Origin of the sequence: Paraburkholderia sp. EG287B (genome assembly GCF_040965595.1) — a bacterium.
Classification (GTDB): domain Bacteria; phylum Pseudomonadota; class Gammaproteobacteria; order Burkholderiales; family Burkholderiaceae; genus Paraburkholderia.
The window spans coordinates 316,790-334,122 of the sequence record NZ_JBFRCG010000012.1; the positions used below are offsets into that span (position 1 = coordinate 316,790).

Annotated in this window: 17 protein-coding genes; 2 read left to right on the plus strand and 15 right to left on the minus strand. The window is 60.4% G+C overall.

The window, feature by feature from the left end:
- Positions 1–68: 68 nt before the first annotated feature.
- Positions 69–197: a hypothetical protein gene (locus AB4Y40_RS23645; RefSeq protein WP_302057933.1), complete on the minus strand. Its 129-nt coding sequence runs from the start codon at positions 195–197 to the stop codon at positions 69–71.
- A 1-nt stretch (position 198) separates the two neighbouring features.
- The gene (locus tag AB4Y40_RS23650; protein WP_368689833.1) at positions 199–714 is read right to left on the minus strand and encodes a hypothetical protein; all 516 of its coding nucleotides are present in this window, start codon (positions 712–714) and stop codon (positions 199–201) included.
- Positions 715–1,187: 473 nt separating this feature from the next.
- Here AB4Y40_RS23650 and AB4Y40_RS23655 point away from each other — a divergent pair, with 473 nt between their 5' ends.
- Positions 1,188–1,598, plus strand: a complete 411-nt coding sequence (locus AB4Y40_RS23655; RefSeq protein WP_368689834.1) for a response regulator transcription factor — start codon at positions 1,188–1,190, stop codon at positions 1,596–1,598.
- A 465-nt stretch (positions 1,599–2,063) separates the two neighbouring features.
- On the plus strand, positions 2,064–2,285 hold the full coding sequence (locus tag AB4Y40_RS23660; RefSeq protein ID WP_368689835.1) for a hypothetical protein: 222 nt from the start codon (positions 2,064–2,066) through the stop codon (positions 2,283–2,285).
- 722 nt (positions 2,286–3,007) lie between these two features.
- On the opposite strand, the gene AB4Y40_RS23665 is transcribed toward AB4Y40_RS23660, so the two are convergent.
- The 13 genes from AB4Y40_RS23665 to AB4Y40_RS23725 all read right to left on the minus strand — a co-directional run bounded on the left by AB4Y40_RS23665 (position 3,008) and on the right by AB4Y40_RS23725 (position 17,201).
- Complete coding sequence (locus AB4Y40_RS23665) at positions 3,008–3,679, minus strand: response regulator transcription factor (RefSeq protein ID WP_368689836.1); 672 nt, start codon at positions 3,677–3,679, stop codon at positions 3,008–3,010.
- A 257-nt stretch (positions 3,680–3,936) separates the two neighbouring features.
- On the minus strand, positions 3,937–5,367 hold the full coding sequence (locus AB4Y40_RS23670) for a sensor histidine kinase (protein ID WP_368689837.1): 1,431 nt from the start codon (positions 5,365–5,367) through the stop codon (positions 3,937–3,939).
- A gap of 1,186 nt (positions 5,368–6,553) precedes the next feature.
- Entirely contained in the window at positions 6,554–6,919 is a 366-nt protein-coding gene (locus AB4Y40_RS23675; protein ID WP_368689838.1) for a hypothetical protein, read from the minus strand.
- A 302-nt stretch (positions 6,920–7,221) separates the two neighbouring features.
- Positions 7,222–7,527 carry a hypothetical protein gene (locus AB4Y40_RS23680; protein ID WP_368689839.1) on the minus strand — a complete coding sequence of 102 codons (306 nt, stop codon included), beginning with the start codon at positions 7,525–7,527 and terminating at the stop codon, positions 7,222–7,224.
- Positions 7,528–8,444: 917 nt separating this feature from the next.
- Positions 8,445–9,017, minus strand: coding sequence for a TIGR01841 family phasin (gene phaP, locus AB4Y40_RS23685; protein ID WP_368689840.1), 573 nt, complete (start codon positions 9,015–9,017; stop codon positions 8,445–8,447).
- A gap of 450 nt (positions 9,018–9,467) precedes the next feature.
- Positions 9,468–9,632 (minus strand): hypothetical protein, encoded by a 165-nt coding sequence (locus tag AB4Y40_RS23690; protein WP_368689841.1) that lies wholly within the window; start codon positions 9,630–9,632, stop codon positions 9,468–9,470.
- 29 nt (positions 9,633–9,661) lie between these two features.
- A complete protein-coding gene (locus tag AB4Y40_RS23695; protein ID WP_368689842.1) occupies positions 9,662–10,942 on the minus strand; it encodes an MFS transporter in 1,281 nt (426 codons plus the stop codon).
- A gap of 90 nt (positions 10,943–11,032) precedes the next feature.
- Positions 11,033–11,791 (minus strand): Asp/Glu racemase, encoded by a 759-nt coding sequence (locus tag AB4Y40_RS23700; protein WP_368689843.1) that lies wholly within the window; start codon positions 11,789–11,791, stop codon positions 11,033–11,035.
- A 7-nt stretch (positions 11,792–11,798) separates the two neighbouring features.
- Complete coding sequence (locus AB4Y40_RS23705) at positions 11,799–12,257, minus strand: acyl-CoA thioesterase (RefSeq protein ID WP_368689844.1); 459 nt, start codon at positions 12,255–12,257, stop codon at positions 11,799–11,801.
- Positions 12,254–13,411 carry an FAD-dependent monooxygenase gene (locus AB4Y40_RS23710; protein WP_368689845.1) on the minus strand — a complete coding sequence of 386 codons (1,158 nt, stop codon included), beginning with the start codon at positions 13,409–13,411 and terminating at the stop codon, positions 12,254–12,256. The genes AB4Y40_RS23705 and AB4Y40_RS23710 overlap by 4 nt, the downstream gene beginning before the upstream one ends.
- Complete coding sequence (locus AB4Y40_RS23715; RefSeq protein ID WP_368689846.1) at positions 13,408–14,277, minus strand: VOC family protein; 870 nt, start codon at positions 14,275–14,277, stop codon at positions 13,408–13,410. The genes AB4Y40_RS23710 and AB4Y40_RS23715 overlap by 4 nt, the downstream gene beginning before the upstream one ends.
- A gap of 3 nt (positions 14,278–14,280) precedes the next feature.
- Positions 14,281–15,975 carry an AMP-binding protein gene (locus tag AB4Y40_RS23720; protein WP_368689847.1) on the minus strand — a complete coding sequence of 565 codons (1,695 nt, stop codon included), beginning with the start codon at positions 15,973–15,975 and terminating at the stop codon, positions 14,281–14,283.
- A gap of 32 nt (positions 15,976–16,007) precedes the next feature.
- Positions 16,008–17,201 (minus strand): alpha/beta hydrolase, encoded by a 1,194-nt coding sequence (locus tag AB4Y40_RS23725; RefSeq protein ID WP_368689872.1) that lies wholly within the window; start codon positions 17,199–17,201, stop codon positions 16,008–16,010.
- Between the last annotated feature and the right edge of the window lie 132 nt (positions 17,202–17,333).

Sequence of the window (17,333 nt, forward strand, 5' to 3'; positions counted from 1 at the left end):
AGCTGTGACTATGAGCGCATTCCACGTCAGATCAGCAACGTCAGGCGACCGGGAAAAAACAGAAAGAGTTACTGGATGCAGACCTGGTTGAGGTCAACTGTTCTGCGGTACATGTTCCTGTTGAGCCAAGGGACGAACGTGTATTCGTCGTATGCGTTGGCGCCGATGTAGATCCAGTTGTGCAGTCTGTTGGACATGTCAGTTAGCTCGAATAGAAGGTTGGTGAGTAGTGCTGTCCGCATCCGGGACGCGCGGCGACACTACGGCTGGTGCGAACGCGGGACTAATATTTCGCTTATCTGGACGGCGGCCGCCTATAGACGAGAGAAGGCTGCTGGCCAGAAACAGGATTTTCGTTACGCAGTCGATGAAAGCGACGGCTGGCTGGAGCAGCGGTCCAGTAAGGTGAACCGCTGCAAGCGCAGGGGCGATCGCGAGCGCGCTCATCGCGCAAAGAAAACAGAAGACCGAGCGTGCAATCCGGGAGTTGAGTACGACTGCGAGCCCGCACACCACCACGATTAATCGTGTTCCTATCGTCGTGGCTAGCGCGGCGTCGTCTGTCGATGTGAAGTCGAGCGCTATCTCGATCAACTCCCACCAGCAAACGACAAGTGCTGAAACGGTGGTCGCCAGCCCGGATGGCTCGATGCCGCTGCGGGCATCGAGCGCGGGCTGTGGCAGATCGCCATGACGTGTGCGCTTGCTGAACATGGCTCAACCCTTTCGCCGACATACTTGACGGGAACACCTGCGCGCCGTGACTCACGAATTGCTTGCTGCCAGTTAGCGAACAGCTTGCGACGCATCGGCTCCTGGTAGACGGAGAGGGACCTGTCACGACGTCATAAATCAGGCGCCGAAGCAACACCGTCTATGATTGCCAAGATAGAAGGAAGATCGGTATCGATTCCATTCTGCTAGCGTATCGACCTTCGCCTACCGTTGCTTGCGGCATCTATACGTTCGTATGACCCGCATTGCCAACGGGGTGAAGCAAGTGTGCGGATGGTACGGGCGCGAATGGACAAAAGCCGGTTTCGAACCGGGGGCACACAGCGGGTCGCAACGCTGCGCCAGGCGCCTGGCTATACATTCCGGAGGGATAGCGCGATATACGCCGGTATTATGGACAAGCAGCTATTGGCCGGATAGATTGGATTCGCGGGTACTTCGGCGGAAAACTCATGCCCTCAAGCCGTCCAACTAGCGCTCCGCCCCCGAGCCGGGCTCAGGGGACCGTCTGGATTGTTGACGACGATGAATCCTCGCGCCTTGCAATCGAGAGCCTTGTGGAATCGCTCGGCTATCCGACGCAGGTCTTTGCTGCGCCGGACGAGTATCTGGCTGCGCGCACCGCCCGCTTGCGCACCGAGGGTGGCGTCCTGATTTCCGACATCCGTATGCCCGGCATGACCGGCCTGGAGTTGCTCGATCGTCTTGTAGCGCTGGGCGCAGCGCCACCGACAATCTTCGTGAGCGCGTTCCCAAGTGACGAGCTGCGGTTGCGGGTGCGGGCAAGTGCGGCCGTCGCGCTCCTCGATAAACCAGTGGACGCCATGGCTCTTAAGCGCGAACTTGCAAACATCCGGTTCTGACCCGGGAACCGGAAAGTCGACAGTTGCGCCCCCTCCTTTGAATCATCTACCACCCGTCAGCAAGCAGACGTTGATACTGCGCCCTGTTTCCATTGCCACGGGCTTGAACACGATGTCCGCGAGCGAATGTGCGACCTTGGGGAAAATCGCAGCCTGCCTGGCGTGAAAGGCGCATTTTCCGCCGCTGCGTTGTGCGCACGTATTGCACGAGAACTCCCTGCGCCTTATACCGGCGTATAGCATTCGATGCGCACGTAGAGGCGGCGCTACCCGTTAGTAGAATGGAATCATCGATCTGGCAAGACTATCTTGTCTTATGGCAGGTGCGATAGGGCGGTGGGTTCGCGTTGAGCGTTTTCATATGGCGGCTCATTCGTATGCATCAAAGGGGTTGAATCCGGTCCGTCGACACGCTCCGGCAAGAAGACCACGAATTGCATTATCTTTTGTACTAAGGAAAGCAAAATGTTGGAGAACTGCGCTGAATCTCAAACTGCCGAGCAACTGAAGGACGTAGCGGAATTGCACAGCTGGATTGAAGCCTGGTATCACCATTCTGTTTTGGTTGGCTACATTCAGCCTATGTACGTTCTTGACAACTTTACTGCACACCGTCTTGAAAACTATTTCCGTTGGGGCCTTACGCCCTGCGAGTGCGCTGACGTGATGTTCGGAACCTTGCATTGAGGGTGGCTACAGACCGCGCGATAGCGCCACTTTGTTCGTAAATCGATGTAAGACCTCGAAGAAAAGCCAGTTGTCCTTAGCGTGTATTATCCGGCACGCAGTCTGACAGATTCATAGACGCCAAAAAATATGCTCAAGCCATGGCGGAAAACGAGATTTTGCAGATCTTGGTGTTTTCGGTGTTCTTCAGCCCGGGCATCTCGCGATCGGTGAGCAGGCGAAGGGCGTCATCGCGCTGCTCGAGTAGATCTCGGCCGTGACGCTATTCGGCTGTAACGCCTGGGCAAATGAACAGCGTTGCGAACGAATCAGGTACATGAAAAAAGCCAGGAGAAAGGCGCATATCGGCTGGCACTGAATGATATGACGAAATGAGGATCAGCCGGCGGCGCGCCAGAAGACTGCGCGCTGCCGCCATTTCTGGACACCCCTACGTTTCCCTCGACCCCCTTCCGGTCCGTCCTGTTCCAGGGCACGCCGGCGCAACGGTCAGGCCGCCGTTGGGTCGGCGTGACGTTGCTCTGGGGATGGGGACGCCGACAATCGTCGTGAGTGCGTTCACGAGCGACCAGGTGCGCTCCCAAGTGCAGGCGAGCCAGGCCGTGACGCTTCTGAATCAGTGGATGCGCTAGCACCGAAGCCCGAGCTTGCAAACCAATCTGAACCGGGCACACGGGACCGGCGTGTTTGAGTGTGTTCCGCCCATCCATGGCGGAGACTTCTCAGGTATGCGGCTGCCCAGGCTTCGGGCCGATATCGAGCGCAGCGGCTTTGAACACGAGATCCGCAAGCGAATGCGCGTCCATTTTTTTCATCAACTGTCCCCGATGTATCTTCACGGTGATTTCGCTGACGTTGAGCTGCACGGCGATCTGCTTGTTCAGCATGCCGCGCACGACCAGGGCCAGGATTTCTCGTTCACGCGGCGTTAGGGAGTCGTAGGCCGCGCGTAGCGCCGTGAGGCTTTGCTCCTTTTCGAGGCGTTGCGCGTCCTTTGAAAGTGCCTCGGAGATCGCGTCGAGCATGTCCTGGTCGCGAAACGGCTTCGGGAAGAAATGGAATGCGCCAGCTCTCATCGCTCGCACCGACATTTCCATGTCGCCGTGACCGGTCATGAAAAGCACCGGCATATGCAATCCTTCGCGAGCCATCGCCTGCTGGAATGCCAAACCGCTTTCCCCTTTCAGCCTGACGTCGAGTACAAGACAACTGGGGCCACCGGATTTGCGGAAATCGAGGAATTCCCGGACAGAGCCGAATGTTTCGACGCCATACCCGACCGACTCCAGCAAGTCGCGCAACGCGAGACGGATGGACTCATCATCGTCGACGACGAAGACTGTCGAGCCACGGATACCACTCGTAGCCGACGGAACATGTCTATCGGTAGCCATGGAAAGTCCCTGGTAGGCGCGGACGAGGCCTGCAGTATCTGGCGTGCCTGTCGCACGCACGTCGTGACCTGTTCGAGGAAGAACCACCATTTTAGTATGGTACGGCGATAACCAGGGAAGGGGGTAAATGTGCGAACGCAGTTCTGCGCCGGCTCTGGCCGGATCGTATGCTCGAATTGAATTCCGGTTGCGTCGTGGCATGCTCGGCACCGCGAACGCTACGGCCGGCCGCTGTTACCGCTGAGCCATCACAGCTCTTACGCCGCCCCGGTGCATTCGTGTCGTTCGGCAGGCAGGGTCAGCCGGAACACTGCGCCGCGGGACTGCCCCGGACTGGCCTCGATGCGTCCGCCGTGCGCCTCCGCGATGGACTTGCAGATCGCTAGACCCAGCCCCATGCCTTCCGGTTTCGTCGTATAAAATGATTCGAAGAGGCGTGCGGATTCTGCGCCCTGTATCCCGGCGCCCGTATCCCGCACCTCGATGAACGCATAGCCTTTCGGATCGACGCCTGTCGCGATGGTCATTTCGCGGTGTTGGTCGTCCACGTCACGCATTGCATCTATCGCGTTCACTATCAGATTGATGAGTACCTGTTGGACCTGGACGCGATCGCCGTCGATAAAGAGAGGGGCATCTTCGATTTCCTGCATGAGCCGGATACGGTTGCGCGCGATGTCGGCCCGAGTTAGCACGGTTGCTTCTTTTACCGCTTCGTTCATATCCCAGCGCTCCGAGCGCGGCGGCGCCTTCTTGACGAGCGAACGTACACGCGCGAGCACCTCGACCGCGCGGTCGCCATCGTTGACGATTCGCGCAACGGCCTGCGCCGCCTTCTGCGTGTCCGGGGGAACGTGACCGAGCCAGTTCAGCGCCGCCGTCGCGCTCGTCATCATCGCGGCAATCGGCTGTTTGATCTCGTGTGCGATGGACGCAGTCATCTCGCCAAGGACGAGTACGCGGTTCATCCGGAAGAGGTCGGAGCGCGCCTGCTCGAGCGCATCTTCTAGGCGCACGCGGTCGGTAATATCGTTGTTGGTTTCGAGAACCATCGAAGGTCGACCGGCCGCATCGCGCTGCAACGTCAGGCGGCCGCTTACGATGCAAGTTGCGCCGTCGGCCCGACGCCGGACGAATTGGCCTTCCCAGCTATCGTGCTGGAGCAGCCAGTCGATGATCTGTTCTAGCGGTACAGTGAATTCCGTGTTGAGCACGGTGTGGACGATTTTGCCGAGGACTGCCTCTCGGTCGAACCCGTACAGCGCTTCCGCGCCAGGGTTCCAGTAGAGCACTTTCCCGCTCATGTCCCACGTCAAGAAGGCATCGCGAGTCAGTTCGAGCAGGCTTGCCTGATATCGATGCCTCTGCTCGGTCCGCACATTGCGCATCATGAGAAGCGTCACCACTGCAATCGTGACCACGCTTATGATTTCATTGATGACTCCCTCAATGACAGGGCCGCCCGGCTGCGTGAGAATCCAGCTGATCGCAGTGAGCGCGATGCATGCCGCGCCCGCCCACATTACCGTACGAGTCGACCCGGACCTCGCTGACAGCAACACGACAAGCACGTACAGGGTGGCTACAGCGATGTCGAGGACTGTGACGGTATCGGCGATGAAAATGAGCGACGCCAATGCGGACATCGCAATCGCCATCTGCCAGTTGCGGAAACGAAGCCGGTCCATTCGCAAATGTTCGGATAAGTGCACCAACCGCGACATGAAAGACCCGCCGCGTCCTCGAAACAGTATAGGGCGCGATGTACTGTTTCACGAACGCGCGTCTGCTTGCAGAACCAAATCAGGTACCGAACGAGTTCCTTCGTGTTGCAGCGCGGCAAGAGCCGTCTTCGCCTCATCGCTTGGTGTGGGTCGCGGCTGGTTCGAGTTGGTGCACGTGTCCCGGTTATCGGGCACGAGCTCTGGAGGAGACGCGGAGATGGTTTGCCCGAAAATCTTCTCGCCATTGGGCGCTCAGTGAATCCCGACGCCCAGTGGAGAAAAACTTGACGACGGTCTGCAGGACCGACCGGCCGTGCTGCTTGACGCTATCTACCATGAACTCCTGCTCGAAGCGCCGGAACTAGTAAGAGTCGCTCAAGCCCTCATTTTATATTGACAAAATAATCAGAAATGAGTGTAATTAACAAAAATGCGGCAATCCGGGCAGATGTTGATTTATTGAGAAACCGCCCCCACAGGCGCGCGCCTTCGTTGCGGTGAATGCGGAACGCGGCACCACGTAAGCGCTACGTATTGATCGCGACTGTTTGACACTAACGTTAGGCCTCGAAATCATCATCCTGCTCAGGATCTGACAGCACGTATTGACGTGGCGCTCAGGCGGGCCAGTGTCAGCTCAACCTGCAGCGAAGTGGATTGGCATGAGTGACTGCGACTTTCAACTCTGGCGCCACGGATGACGATTCCTCCGCCGAAAGCTCGCGCACATCAACTGCCGTCAAAAATACGATGTTCGCTGCCACTGCACGGGCGGCCGCGACTCTCCTGGATGCTCGATTAGTGCGGCGCGGACTCATCCGTCGTCACCGTCACTTGCGCGGATGCGCCTCTTGGGTTGTCGAAGCGAACCAACAGTTGACCAGGCATAGGCCAGGAGCATTGATATGACAAGAGGTCGTCGCAAGAGGGCAGTTGTTGATGCGCTGTGGCTGACTGAGCATGAAATGGAGCTGGCGCGGGGCGTTTCCCACATCGCGAGCATGCTGCACGAAGAAAGCATGCAGGCGGCCATCAGGGAAACGCTTCACCAGTTTGAGGCCGCACACGGGCGCGAGGACCTGAAAATATTTGCGCGCGCACTCGCCATGAAGCTACAGGAGCGTGGGGACCTGGGAGCAGTCGAGGCGCTTCAAGGGTTTATAAAGCGTGGCCGCTCACCTGACGCAACGTCCTGAACCGACACTCCGAACCGGTGGCGGAGAAGATCGTGCTCATGCGCCGAAGGTACATGACAACGGCGCTGAAACACGAGTCCACTGCTCGCAGCAACGAAGAAGGGAAACGTCACGTTGCTGACCTCGTCACCGACCTCGGCCAGCTCGTTGATGAGCGCAGATATGATCGATTGGGCCGGCGCGAGCGAACCCGCTACCGTGAGCCCGATTGCCGACTCGCCCAGGTTGCCGCAGGCGTATCGGAGCGCCTGAGCGAGGTGATAGACGAAGCGCACGGGCTCGTCGTCCTCGGCGTCGATCGAAAGCCAGGCGACCAACACGCCCCGTGCCGTAGCGGCTGGAGCCACGTCAGCACGAGGGACGTCTTGCCGAAGCCGGCCGGCGCCTTGATCACCATGAGCCGTTTGTTCTCCGCGTCCGCGACGAACCGGATAAGGCCCGGACGATCAATAAGACCAGCGAGAAGCCGGGGCGGAACGATCTTCGTAGCGAGCAGTAGAAGAGGCCTCGCTGGGGGCGTTGCTACTTCCCGTGAATCAGTCTCGCGCATCGGCTGCTCCCGGTATGAGGCAGGGTCCGCACATATTGATCGGACTTGCGCGACAGATCGAGCATGTCATCCTTACTGCCCAACGCCGACAATTCTCTCGTTCGTTTGCGCCTGTTGGAGCTTGAACCCAGGCCGGACGGCATTTTCACGTTGTTCGCGGCGCCCCTTGCGCTGGTCAGACACCTGCTCGATTCCGTTGCGCGCCACATCCTCTATGAAGGCCAGGCGAGCCCGGTAGTAATCCACACGAATCTGTGCATGCATTACTTGTTGCTCCGCCTGAAACAGGTCCATGCGTAGGTCCTTCACCTCGCGTTCAGCCTGCTTCTCGGGAGTCGGCGCCTGATGTGCAATCAGGCTTGCAAGCAGTCGCCACATGTTCGGTTCCCCCTGCGTCTGGTTGTACTTTCAATGGTGTCTACCCGCATTGCGTGTTTGCCATCCAGCGATCTTTTAGCCGCCGGACCGGAAAGAGCGACCCCGAAGAGGCGGCGGCCAACTGCACTGATCGATTCGAACGCATTTTGATCAGGATTCCATATTTCACAGTTTCACAACGACCCGACGGCGGCGTCAAAGAAGAGTGAGCTTTTTGGCTGTCTTCATTAGAAGCATTTCATTCCCCGCATTCCGTCATGGGTTCGATATGACATCTCGCTGTGCAAAGCGCCATATAGAAGGAGGGCGCGCTCGCCGTTTTTCCAGATTGTGTGGCAGGTTGCGCGCAGTGCCTTGAATGAAACCGCTGCGGCGCTCCCGGAAGAACCCTTTATAAGAGGCGAACGCGGACACCGTGCAACACTACGCATGGACTGGCGAATGGACTTCGCAACGCCACCTAACGGCGGTTTCGCTACACGTCTGCATGTCGACCCAGATTCGCCCCCACGCCACGGCGTATTTCAAAGCATGCTCAGCATCGTGGAAGTAATCCAGGGCGGCAAATTTCTGCGGAGAATTTCCTGGTTGCTCGATGACCAGGTCTGCCCGATTGAGACCGTCGAGCATCGGCGCAGCGCTCGCCCTCAGCCGATAGCCTCGGTGCGTGGTTAGAACAGGTATCGTCATGGTGACTTTTCAAATTGCATGGCGCAAAGTGACGAAGCGGCAGGGGCCGCCCGCACGACGTTGCGGGTGCGTCCCGCGCCGTAGAGCACCGACATGCACGGACTGCATCAGGTATCCCATGCCGGTGCCCGAAATCCTGCGATGCCGTTTAGCTCCAGGAGGTCATGTGCAAAACAGTAACCAGGAATGCGTTCCCGTTCTGGCGCGAGCTGTCGGCGCCAAAAGGCCTACTCCTTTGCAATGGATTCGACAGATTCAAGCTTCTGGCGGGTCCGTTTGGCAGTAGACGCAGCGTTGAGATCGCTTTCAGCAGTTTCCACTGCTTGTCTTGTGGCTTTCGCCACAGTTTCGTACACCGAATTGGCCGTATCGCTTGCGGTCGTGATGAATGTCTTCCATGCCGTCACTGCGGCTTCACTTCCCGCTGGCGTATTTGCCGTTAGCCCGTCGATGAAAGAGCGCGCATCGCTCTGGAACTGCTTGCACTGTGCTTCGGCGAGCGCAGAAAATTCGGCTTGCGTGCTGGAGAGAATTTCGTAGACGTGGTGCCAGTATGACTGCACCCTCTCAAGGACAGGTTGCGCCAGGATCGACTGTTGCGAAAACGTTTCCTGGGGATCTTTGGCCGAAAGTGCCTTGATGACAAATTCCTGATTTTCAGCGAGGATCGATTTGACCGCTTGCACATTCAGTTCGGCCAATCTATCAATGCCTTCGAAGGCTTTGTTCAGGAAAACAAACGATGTTTCGACGCCGGCTTTCCGCGCGGCGACGAGCTGTTCCGTTGTAAGACTGCTCATCAATGGCTCCATGAAAGGTGGATGTGCCGAATTCCACGAGATCCGCTCGCGGACAACAAGACACAGAAGAGAGTCAGTGGTGCGATGCAGCAATATCCATTCTAGGTTCGAGCTGGCATATGTCAATGGTTTGTTCGTGCAAGCCGCTTCAGGTCGCGAAAACAAATCTACAAACGCCCGGCGGGCTTTGGTTTGGGGGCGCTCACCAGGTGGAAACCCGAATAAGGAATGCGCTCACGCCGCAAGCGCAAAAATTCATTCAGCAGACATTTGCGACGCAGCAAAGCGCGTAGCAATCCGTTTTTGTGCGCGCTTCGGAACCCGCCGCCTCAGAACTCGACTGCACGAACCGGTCATTGCTGGGTGGGAAAAGCGGAACAAAGGTGAGAGCGGTAAGTAGGGGGGCGAGCTCGTCGCAGAGTGAACGCGTCAAGGCACTGGAGGGTGAGGTCAAGGAACGACGGTGTCGTGCGCTAACCCGGCGTTCTTCTGCTCGAGCAGCTTGAGCCCCTTTTGGTGCGAAAGCTTTGTCGCGTCGCCAGCAGGCACGACCACAGGCGCTAAAACGGCGTCGATTGGCGTCTTCGTATTCCCTCTGGCGGTCTGACGCACCATCGAGTTCGTCCTTTCGCATTTTGCGCTTGTCAAGCGTCTACGCGTGCTAAGTCGCGACCGGGACGATCCGAGTACAGGGCACGGTATCTACCAAGCGACAAAAGCAGCGCGCTCGCGCCAACGAGCAATACCGGCGCGAGTCGCAGCGGCAACTCGTAATTGCCGTTCATATCGAAATATCGGCCGGCCGCGAGCGGACCTATTACCGCGCCGAGGGCATACCCCGCAAATGCGATCCCATAGTGCAGGCCGAAACGACGCAGACCCAGATAGGCGCGTACCAGGTACGAGAGCAGATCGCCTTCGGCGCCTATCGCGAGGCCGATGCATGCGCATGCGAGCAGGGCGGACTGCAGTGACGATGCGTTCATCAGAAGCAGATAGCCAGCCGTGCCGGCGAGAAAAAATCCTGTACCGATAAGAGGTGCATGGAAGCGGTCGATCAGGACACCCGAAAGCAGGCGTCCGACGAGAATTCCAATTCCGATAAGCGACGCGCAATGTGCAGCAGACGAGGCGGATAAACCGCGGTCCATCAGCAGCGCAGGCAGATGCGGATTGAGCGAGAGCGTGGCGCTCGAAGCGAAAAACGCGACGAGAAAGATAACGGCGAGCTTAACCGGCGAGAAGGGGCGGGTGTCGTCGGTGCGGCTGGCGAAGCGGTCGTCGTGTGCCTGCGCGTGTGGTGCTGGGCGACGCTCGCTGAGGAGCGCATATGCGATCAGCGAGCCCACGAGCGAGACGCCCGCGATGATCTGGTAGGCGTGCCGCCACTGATACGCGGCGATCAGGTGCTGCGTCGCAGTGGGGGCGATCGCGGCACCGATGCCCAGCCCGATCATCGCGCAGCCTGTGGCGAGACCGAGTCGTCTGTCGAACCATTGCGGCAGGATCGCGAGATACCCGAGCACCGAAGTCGCCGCGCCGGCCACGCCGATCAGCAGTGAAAGCGCGATCCAGGCCATCGTGCTGCCATTCTGCAGGCTCATGGCCGCCACGGCGAGGCTGAACACGATCGCCGAAACGAGGATCACGCGGCGCACCCCGAAGCGGTCCATCAGCATGCCGACGAACGGGCTCGCCACCGCCAGGCCGCCCATCGATGCCGCGTACGAAACGACGGCCTGCTCGCGGGTCCAGTGAAACTCTTGCAAGACGTCGGGCGCGAATACGCCCGCGGTGGCGTTGAAGGCGGGCGCATAGCCGATGGCCATGCCGATAGCCGCCCCGCCAACGATGGTGGCGAGCTGTAGCTTGCCGGGTTCTGCGATACGGGTTGCTGCAACGGGCGCTGCGGGAGTGACGCTCATGATTGTCTCCTCATGGCTCTTTTCCGGCGCGGCTCTGTGGCCGGTCTCGCCGGATGGATGGTGAACGCGGTGGCGCCTGTGCGCTGCGGGTCAGTCGAGACCGCGGCGGTCGCCGAGATACGCGCCGGCGCCTTGCAGCTGCGGCTGAAGTCCGAGCAGCCTGAGCATCTGGCGGACCGTGCACGCCGCCGTAGACGTGACCGGCACGCCAAGCTCGCGTTGCGCAAGCTGCAACGCGGGCAGCGACGGCATCTGCACACAGGCGGACAGCACGACCGTGTCGACGCCGCGTGTATTGAGGCGCTTCACGTCGTCGAGCAGCTTGAGCGGGTCGCGCGCGCCCACTTCGAGGTTGTCTTCGATTGAGAAGTTGATCGCGTCCTGAACCTCGATGCCTTCCGCCTCGATGTATTCGACGACGCGCCGCGTGAGCGCGTCGCTGTACGGTGCCATCAACGCAATGCGCTTCGCACCGAAGCTCTTGAGTTCGTCGACGAGCGCGCCCGCTGATGTCATCACTACCGGCCGCGCGACGTTCGCGTCGATGGCCTCGCGCAGCGCCTGCGCCGCGGCGCGATGGTAGCCGTGGCCCATACACATGATCGCGACGAGGCACGCGGTGCTGAGCACATCGACGCGTGCATCGGCAAGCTCGACGGCGCAGCGGCCCATGTCGCGGTTCATGCGTTCAAGTTCGTCGGCGACCACCTTATGCATACGTACGCGGCTCGAATGGAACGTGAATGTGTGTTCGGGATGGTCGCTCATGTATGACGCGAACATCGCCGGAATCTCCTTTTCCATCGTGATGTTCGAGCTGGGCACGATCTGCCCGATGCGGTAGTTCATGTCCTGTTCACCTTGTTGTGACGGCGCGCCCGTGGCGTGCCAACGTCGCGCGCAGCGGCGCGGGAATGTCCGTGCTCTCGCGCACGTGGGCGTGAACGCAGATCGGGGAGAAGCGCGCACTGAAGACCGGTTCGCCGCCAGGGCGGCGGCCTTCACAGTGCAAGTCGAAGCTGCGTGTGCGGATCTCGCCGACGTAGCATTCGAGATCGACGACGTCGTTGGGCCAAAGCGTGCCCCCGAAGTCGAACGTCATGCCGCGACAGGGCAGACCCACGCCGTAAGGCTGGCCGAGTGCTTCCCCCGAGCCGCCCGCGATGTGATCCTTGAAGAGCGCCAGGGCGCCGAGCAGATAGTCCGGAAAGCGCCCCGTGTAGACGACGCCGGCCGGATCACAATCGCCCCAACGTACCGTTCGCCGCACGACGAACGGTGTGACGCCTAGCACGTACTCGTAGCTGTGCGTCATTGCATGGCCTCGCCGGCCGGCACCGCGCCTGCGCTCGCCAGCTCACGCATGAGTGCGGGATACTGCTCGCGCAGACGTGCTGCGTCGACGCGCCCCGTGCGCGTCATGAACTGGTAGACGAACTCGTGCGGGGTGTATGCGTTCATCCATTCGCGGATCTGTTCGTACCATTCATACGAGGCTTCCGACGCGCCGATCAGCCGATCCTTTGCTTCGCGGCGCGCCTGGACGTACGCGTGCAGCGCGGCCCCTGCGTCGTCAGCGTGTGCCGCGATAGACTGTGCGAGTGCGATCGAGTCTTCCATCGCGATACGCGTGCCTGAACCGATCGAGAAGTGTGCGCTGGCCAAGGCATCGCCGATCAGCACACGATTGCCGCTGAACCAGTTCGCGTTGCGGATCACCGGGAACTGCCGCCAGATCGAGTTGTTCGAGACAAGACCATGGCCCGCGAGTTCGGGCGCAAAGACGCGTTCGAACAACGCGCGGCGTTCTTCGGCGCTGGTGTGTTCGAGGCCGAAATCGTGCCACGTGTTGTCGTCGCATTCGGCCACGAAGGTGCTCATGTCTTCGGAATAAGGGTAGTAATGAGCGACGAAATAGCCGCCTTCATGGCGTCGGAACACGAGCGCGGGACACGCGAATGCCTTCTGCACGCCGAACCACGCGAAATGATTGCTCAGGTCTCGCCGGGTCGTGCCAAATCCCACTTCATCGCTCGCGCGCACAAGCGAATTGATGCCATCTGCACCAACAACGATGTCGCCGTCGAGCGTCGCGACGTCGAGCACGCGTGAGGACCAAGTCGCGCGAATGCCAAGGCGGGCAGCGTGCTCCTGCAGGATCGAAAGCAGTCGCAGCCGTGCGATCGCCCCGCCCCCCTGGCCCGGACGCTGCACTGTGATGGCCCTCTCGTCGCTGACGATGGTCTGCTGTGTGCTGAATTTCATCGCCCTTACCAGCTCGGCGCAGACTTCGGGAGCAGCGTCGCTGAGGCGAGCGAGACCTGTGTCGGCGAGCACGACTCCGAAGCCGAACGTTGCATCGGGCGCGTTCTGCTCGAACACTTCGATGTCGACGCCAGGCGCGCTCTGCGCAAGCAGGATGGCGAGAAAGAGGCCGGACGGGCCACCGCCTACGATATCGACTTTCATTGTTGCACCATCGGGCTGATCACGAGTCGGTCGGTATCGAACTGCTCGATGCGGCCTGCGAGGCCGCCCGTGAGCGCGCCGTACCACACCGCGGGCTTGAAGCCGAGCGCCTTGCGGGTGAACGTGATGCCGGGATTGCCGTCAATGCGGATATAGCCGTCGCCGGTCGTCGTCGTGCGGTAAATGCCAGACCCGCGCGCTGCGTCGACGAGTGGCCGGAATTCGGGTACGTCGAGTACGAAGACCGACGCAACCCCAGCCTCGCCAGAAACTTCCAGACGCCGCCCCTTGCACTGCCACACAGGTTCGATCGAGGCAAATGGTTCGCCGGCCGCGCCTCGCCGTTCCATGTCGATTGCGGCTTCGATCGTGCGGGCGGCGTCCGCGGCATCCATGGTGTCGAACGGGCGCGTCTGGTAGGTGATTTCGATCGGGTAACCGTTCGGATCGTTGAAGTAGATCGACTCGATCACTTCGTGACGTACCTGATAGCGCAGTTCGATTCCTGCCTGCTCGACACGCGCGCGCCATGCGGCCAGCTCGGCCGCGTCAGTAACCTGCCACGCGGTATGCGTCGCTCTCACCTGGTAGTGATCGCTTGGTGCAAGCCGTTCAGGCCGCTCGGTGCCGATGTAGTAGAAGAACGCAATCGTGCTGCCGTTGCCGCTGTCGAAGAAGAAGTGCAGAAAGTCGGCATGATCGACTGGACCCCAACCGCGCGCGGAGATCGCGTGCACGAGCGGCAGGCCGAGCAGGTCGCGATAGAAATGCACGGTTTCTTCGAGCTTCCAGGTGGGGCGCGCGGTGTGATGCACGCCGCGCAGCACGGGGCCCGTGAGCTGGTACGAGTGGATGGGCTGGTTCATGACTTATCCTCGATTGGAGGTAAATGCAGCGCCCTCATGCTGGAGGCGCTCGATCAATTGCTGGCGCAACAACACCTTGCTGCGCTTGCCGGACGCGGTGACAGGAAATTCGTCAATCAATTCGAGTCGTTCGGGCCATTTGAACTTTGCGAGTCCTTCCGCTTCGAGAAAGGCCGTAAGTTCGGCGAGCGTGAGCGTCGTGGCTGCCGGGTCGAGCACGACGAACGCGCAGACCTTCTCGCCGTAAACCGGATCGGGCATGCCCACGACTGCCGACGCATGCACGTTCGGACAGCAGTTAATGACGTTCTCGAGTTCTTCCGCGTTGATCTTTTCGCCGCCGCGATCGACGACGTCTTTCGTGCGACCCCGGAAAAAGTAGTAACGCTTTCCGTCGATCACCTCGGCCATCATGAGATCGCCTGAGCGATAAAAACCGTCGGCGGTGAAGCGATGCACGTCTTCCTTTTCCGACTTGTAATACCCGCGAATCGTGTACGGTCCGCGAAAAATCGCTTCGCCCGTTTCGCCGTCGGGAACTTCCTTTTCGCCGCCTATTTCGACGATTTTCACCTCGTCCCACGTGGACACCGGGCGGCCGACGGATTCGTCGAGCGCGTAATCCGGATCGCCTGCCTGCGTGAACATGATCACGCCCTCGGTCATGCCGAAGATGTGATAGCAGGGCGAGCCGAGCATCTCGCGCAGGCGCGGCGCGTTCTTCGGGCCGATCAGCTTGCGGCGCGCCTTGGTTTCGGGAGCGGCACGCCTCATCTGGTCTGCCACGCGTGAAAGTATCGGGCCCGCGAGGCCGTACCAGGTCGGGTCGTAGTGCTCGATCGTGGTTGAGAGCGTTTGTGCGGAGATATCGGGGCACACCGTCACTCGCCCGCCCGCAAGGAGGATCGGCCCGAAGAAGCAGACCATGTTCATGTTGTGCATGAACGGCGTGGGCATGAAGAGCACGTCGTCGCTCGTATAGCCGTTCCACGCCGCGACAGCCTGCATGTTGTATAGATACTCGTTGTGAAAGCGAGGGATGATCTTCGGCACGCCGGTCGTGCCGCCTGAGAGCTGAAATACTGCGGCCTGGAACGGATCATCCTCGATCTGTGCAAGCCGTCCGCGCGCTTCATCCGCGGGCATGCCTTCGATGAGCGACCACAACGCGAGCGCTTCGCCGCGTTGCACGCCGCGCGCCTGGATCGCGATCTTCAGGGACGGCACATGCTCGCGCATTTCCTCGGCGAAGGCGACGTCGTCGAACTTCGGGTCATCACCCTGGATCACGTGTACCGTCGCCTCGCAGAGATTGCCGAGATACGTGATCTCATGCTTGCGGAAGGCCTGGAGCGCGCACAGCGGAATCAGCGAGGCCTTCAGGCAGCCAATGAATGCGATCAGCAACTCGTTGCAGTTACCGCACTGCAGGATTACGCGATCGAGCGGCCGCGCGCCGAGCTCGAGCAGCGCAGTGCCGAAGCGGTTAGTGAGGTCGTCGAGTTGCGCATAGCTGTACTCGGCCTCCGGGCCGACGATCGCGGGCTTCGCGGCATGTTTCTCGAACGCTTCGCGCAGCGCCGATGTCAGCGACTGCGTGCCGAGCACGCCGGCGTCGAGATACGCGCGCAGCCTCGCTTCGTCGGGGTATCGCACGCCCGGCAACGCGACGCGGGGTCGGATTGTCTGTTGTTCCAACGTTGTCTCCATCGTGATGCGAATTCCAGTATTCAGTGTGCGCCGAAGCGCGTGTTCAGCCATTCGACGATATGGCGCCCCGCGATCTCGCGTCCCGACGGCTCGTCGCGTTGCAGTGCCATGCCGTGGTGGTTGCCGCGCACGCGAATGCGGGTTTTGTCGGCGGCGCCGAGGCCATTGAAGATGACCTCGAAATCCTGCGGGAACGCACACTGGTCCCCCGTGTATTCGAGCAGCAGCGTGGGGGCGACGATCGACGCGGCGCATTTCTCGAACGATGCCTGCGACGAAAGTCCCGACCACGTCGAAAGCCACGATTCCGGCGTGACCACGCGCCCGAAGGCAACGCTGCCCCAGTTCGACGCGAACGGATCGTTGCCCCACAGCGAGCCGGGCTTGCGATCGGACGGATCGAGCGAGGTATCCCACGCGCGCAGATCGGCGTCCGTGCGCCAGACCGGGAAGATCGGCGCATGCGCAGCGACGCGACGATCGGCAAACGAGGGCGCTTCGCCCTTCAGGCGGCGGCGCGCATCCAGCTTTCGTTCGATCAGGCTGCGCGCTTTTTCGTCGAGTTGCTTTGCACGCAACAGTTGGGCTGCGCGGTAGCGTTCGACGAACGCTTTTGTGTAGCGCGCCGTGCGCGTAACAGGGTCATAGCCGTTGTCGGGTGAAAACGGGTCGAGCAGGGGATCGACGGACATCGGGTCGTTCTCGTCGACAACGCTTGGATCGAGACTGTTCAGCAGGATCGCACCTTGTCCCGGATGCGGAGAGACCAGAATGAAGCCGTCCGCGCCCGGCAGTTCAACCTCGGCAAGCCCTGTGGGCCGTCCCGCTGGTGTGCGTGCCAACCGCTGTGCGGAAACGAGTTGCGACTGCTGGTTATAGAACGCGTACAGCGCGCCGCCGCCCGAGTTGCCGAGCAGCACGATATCGCGATAGCCGAGTGTACGCAGATGCTGCATGCCGGCCGCCACGTCGAGCAGGGCGATTTCGTGTTCGAGCCGCAGATCGTTGCCGATAGAACGCGGACCCTGTACCCAGCACGCGCAGCCGGCGTCGAGCACGGCGGGTACGAGGTAGTGCGTCACGGACATCTCGCGCGGATGCATGATCGACACGACCGTCTTTTCCTCGCCCGTCGCCGAAAACAGAAAGCCGAGCGTCTTCTGGCCGTCTGCGGTTTGCAGCGCGTAAGGGACGACCGTATGAGGGCGGCGCATGAGTGCCGGGTCCCAGTTCGCACCGCGCAAACCAGCGGTCACGACCGCTTTTTCCACCTGATCCACGTCTCCTCCGATGAGAATTTGAGCTTGATGCAGATCAGGTTATGAATTAATTGAGACTATGTCAAA

Excerpts from the sequence above, each read along its gene's own strand:
- AB4Y40_RS23645 (WP_302057933.1), bottom strand. The coding sequence starts at position 197 with ATGTCCAACAGACTGCACAACTGGATCTACATCGGCGCCAACGCATAC.
- AB4Y40_RS23650 (WP_368689833.1), bottom strand. The coding sequence starts at position 714 with ATGTTCAGCAAGCGCACACGTCATGGCGATCTGCCACAGCCCGCGCTC.
- AB4Y40_RS23655 (WP_368689834.1), top strand. The coding sequence starts at position 1,188 with ATGCCCTCAAGCCGTCCAACTAGCGCTCCGCCCCCGAGCCGGGCTCAG.
- AB4Y40_RS23660 (WP_368689835.1), top strand. The coding sequence starts at position 2,064 with ATGTTGGAGAACTGCGCTGAATCTCAAACTGCCGAGCAACTGAAGGAC.
- AB4Y40_RS23665 (WP_368689836.1), bottom strand. The coding sequence starts at position 3,679 with ATGGCTACCGATAGACATGTTCCGTCGGCTACGAGTGGTATCCGTGGC.
- AB4Y40_RS23670 (WP_368689837.1), bottom strand. The coding sequence starts at position 5,367 with ATGGACCGGCTTCGTTTCCGCAACTGGCAGATGGCGATTGCGATGTCC.
- AB4Y40_RS23680 (WP_368689839.1), bottom strand. The coding sequence starts at position 7,527 with ATGTGGCGACTGCTTGCAAGCCTGATTGCACATCAGGCGCCGACTCCC.
- phaP (WP_368689840.1), bottom strand. The coding sequence starts at position 9,017 with ATGAGCAGTCTTACAACGGAACAGCTCGTCGCCGCGCGGAAAGCCGGC.
- AB4Y40_RS23690 (WP_368689841.1), bottom strand. The coding sequence starts at position 9,632 with ATGGTGCGTCAGACCGCCAGAGGGAATACGAAGACGCCAATCGACGCC.
- AB4Y40_RS23695 (WP_368689842.1), bottom strand. The coding sequence starts at position 10,942 with ATGAGCGTCACTCCCGCAGCGCCCGTTGCAGCAACCCGTATCGCAGAA.
- AB4Y40_RS23700 (WP_368689843.1), bottom strand. The coding sequence starts at position 11,791 with ATGAACTACCGCATCGGGCAGATCGTGCCCAGCTCGAACATCACGATG.
- AB4Y40_RS23705 (WP_368689844.1), bottom strand. The coding sequence starts at position 12,257 with ATGACGCACAGCTACGAGTACGTGCTAGGCGTCACACCGTTCGTCGTG.
- AB4Y40_RS23710 (WP_368689845.1), bottom strand. The coding sequence starts at position 13,411 with ATGAAAGTCGATATCGTAGGCGGTGGCCCGTCCGGCCTCTTTCTCGCC.
- AB4Y40_RS23715 (WP_368689846.1), bottom strand. The coding sequence starts at position 14,277 with ATGAACCAGCCCATCCACTCGTACCAGCTCACGGGCCCCGTGCTGCGC.
- AB4Y40_RS23725 (WP_368689872.1), bottom strand. The coding sequence starts at position 17,201 with ATGCGCCGCCCTCATACGGTCGTCCCTTACGCGCTGCAAACCGCAGAC.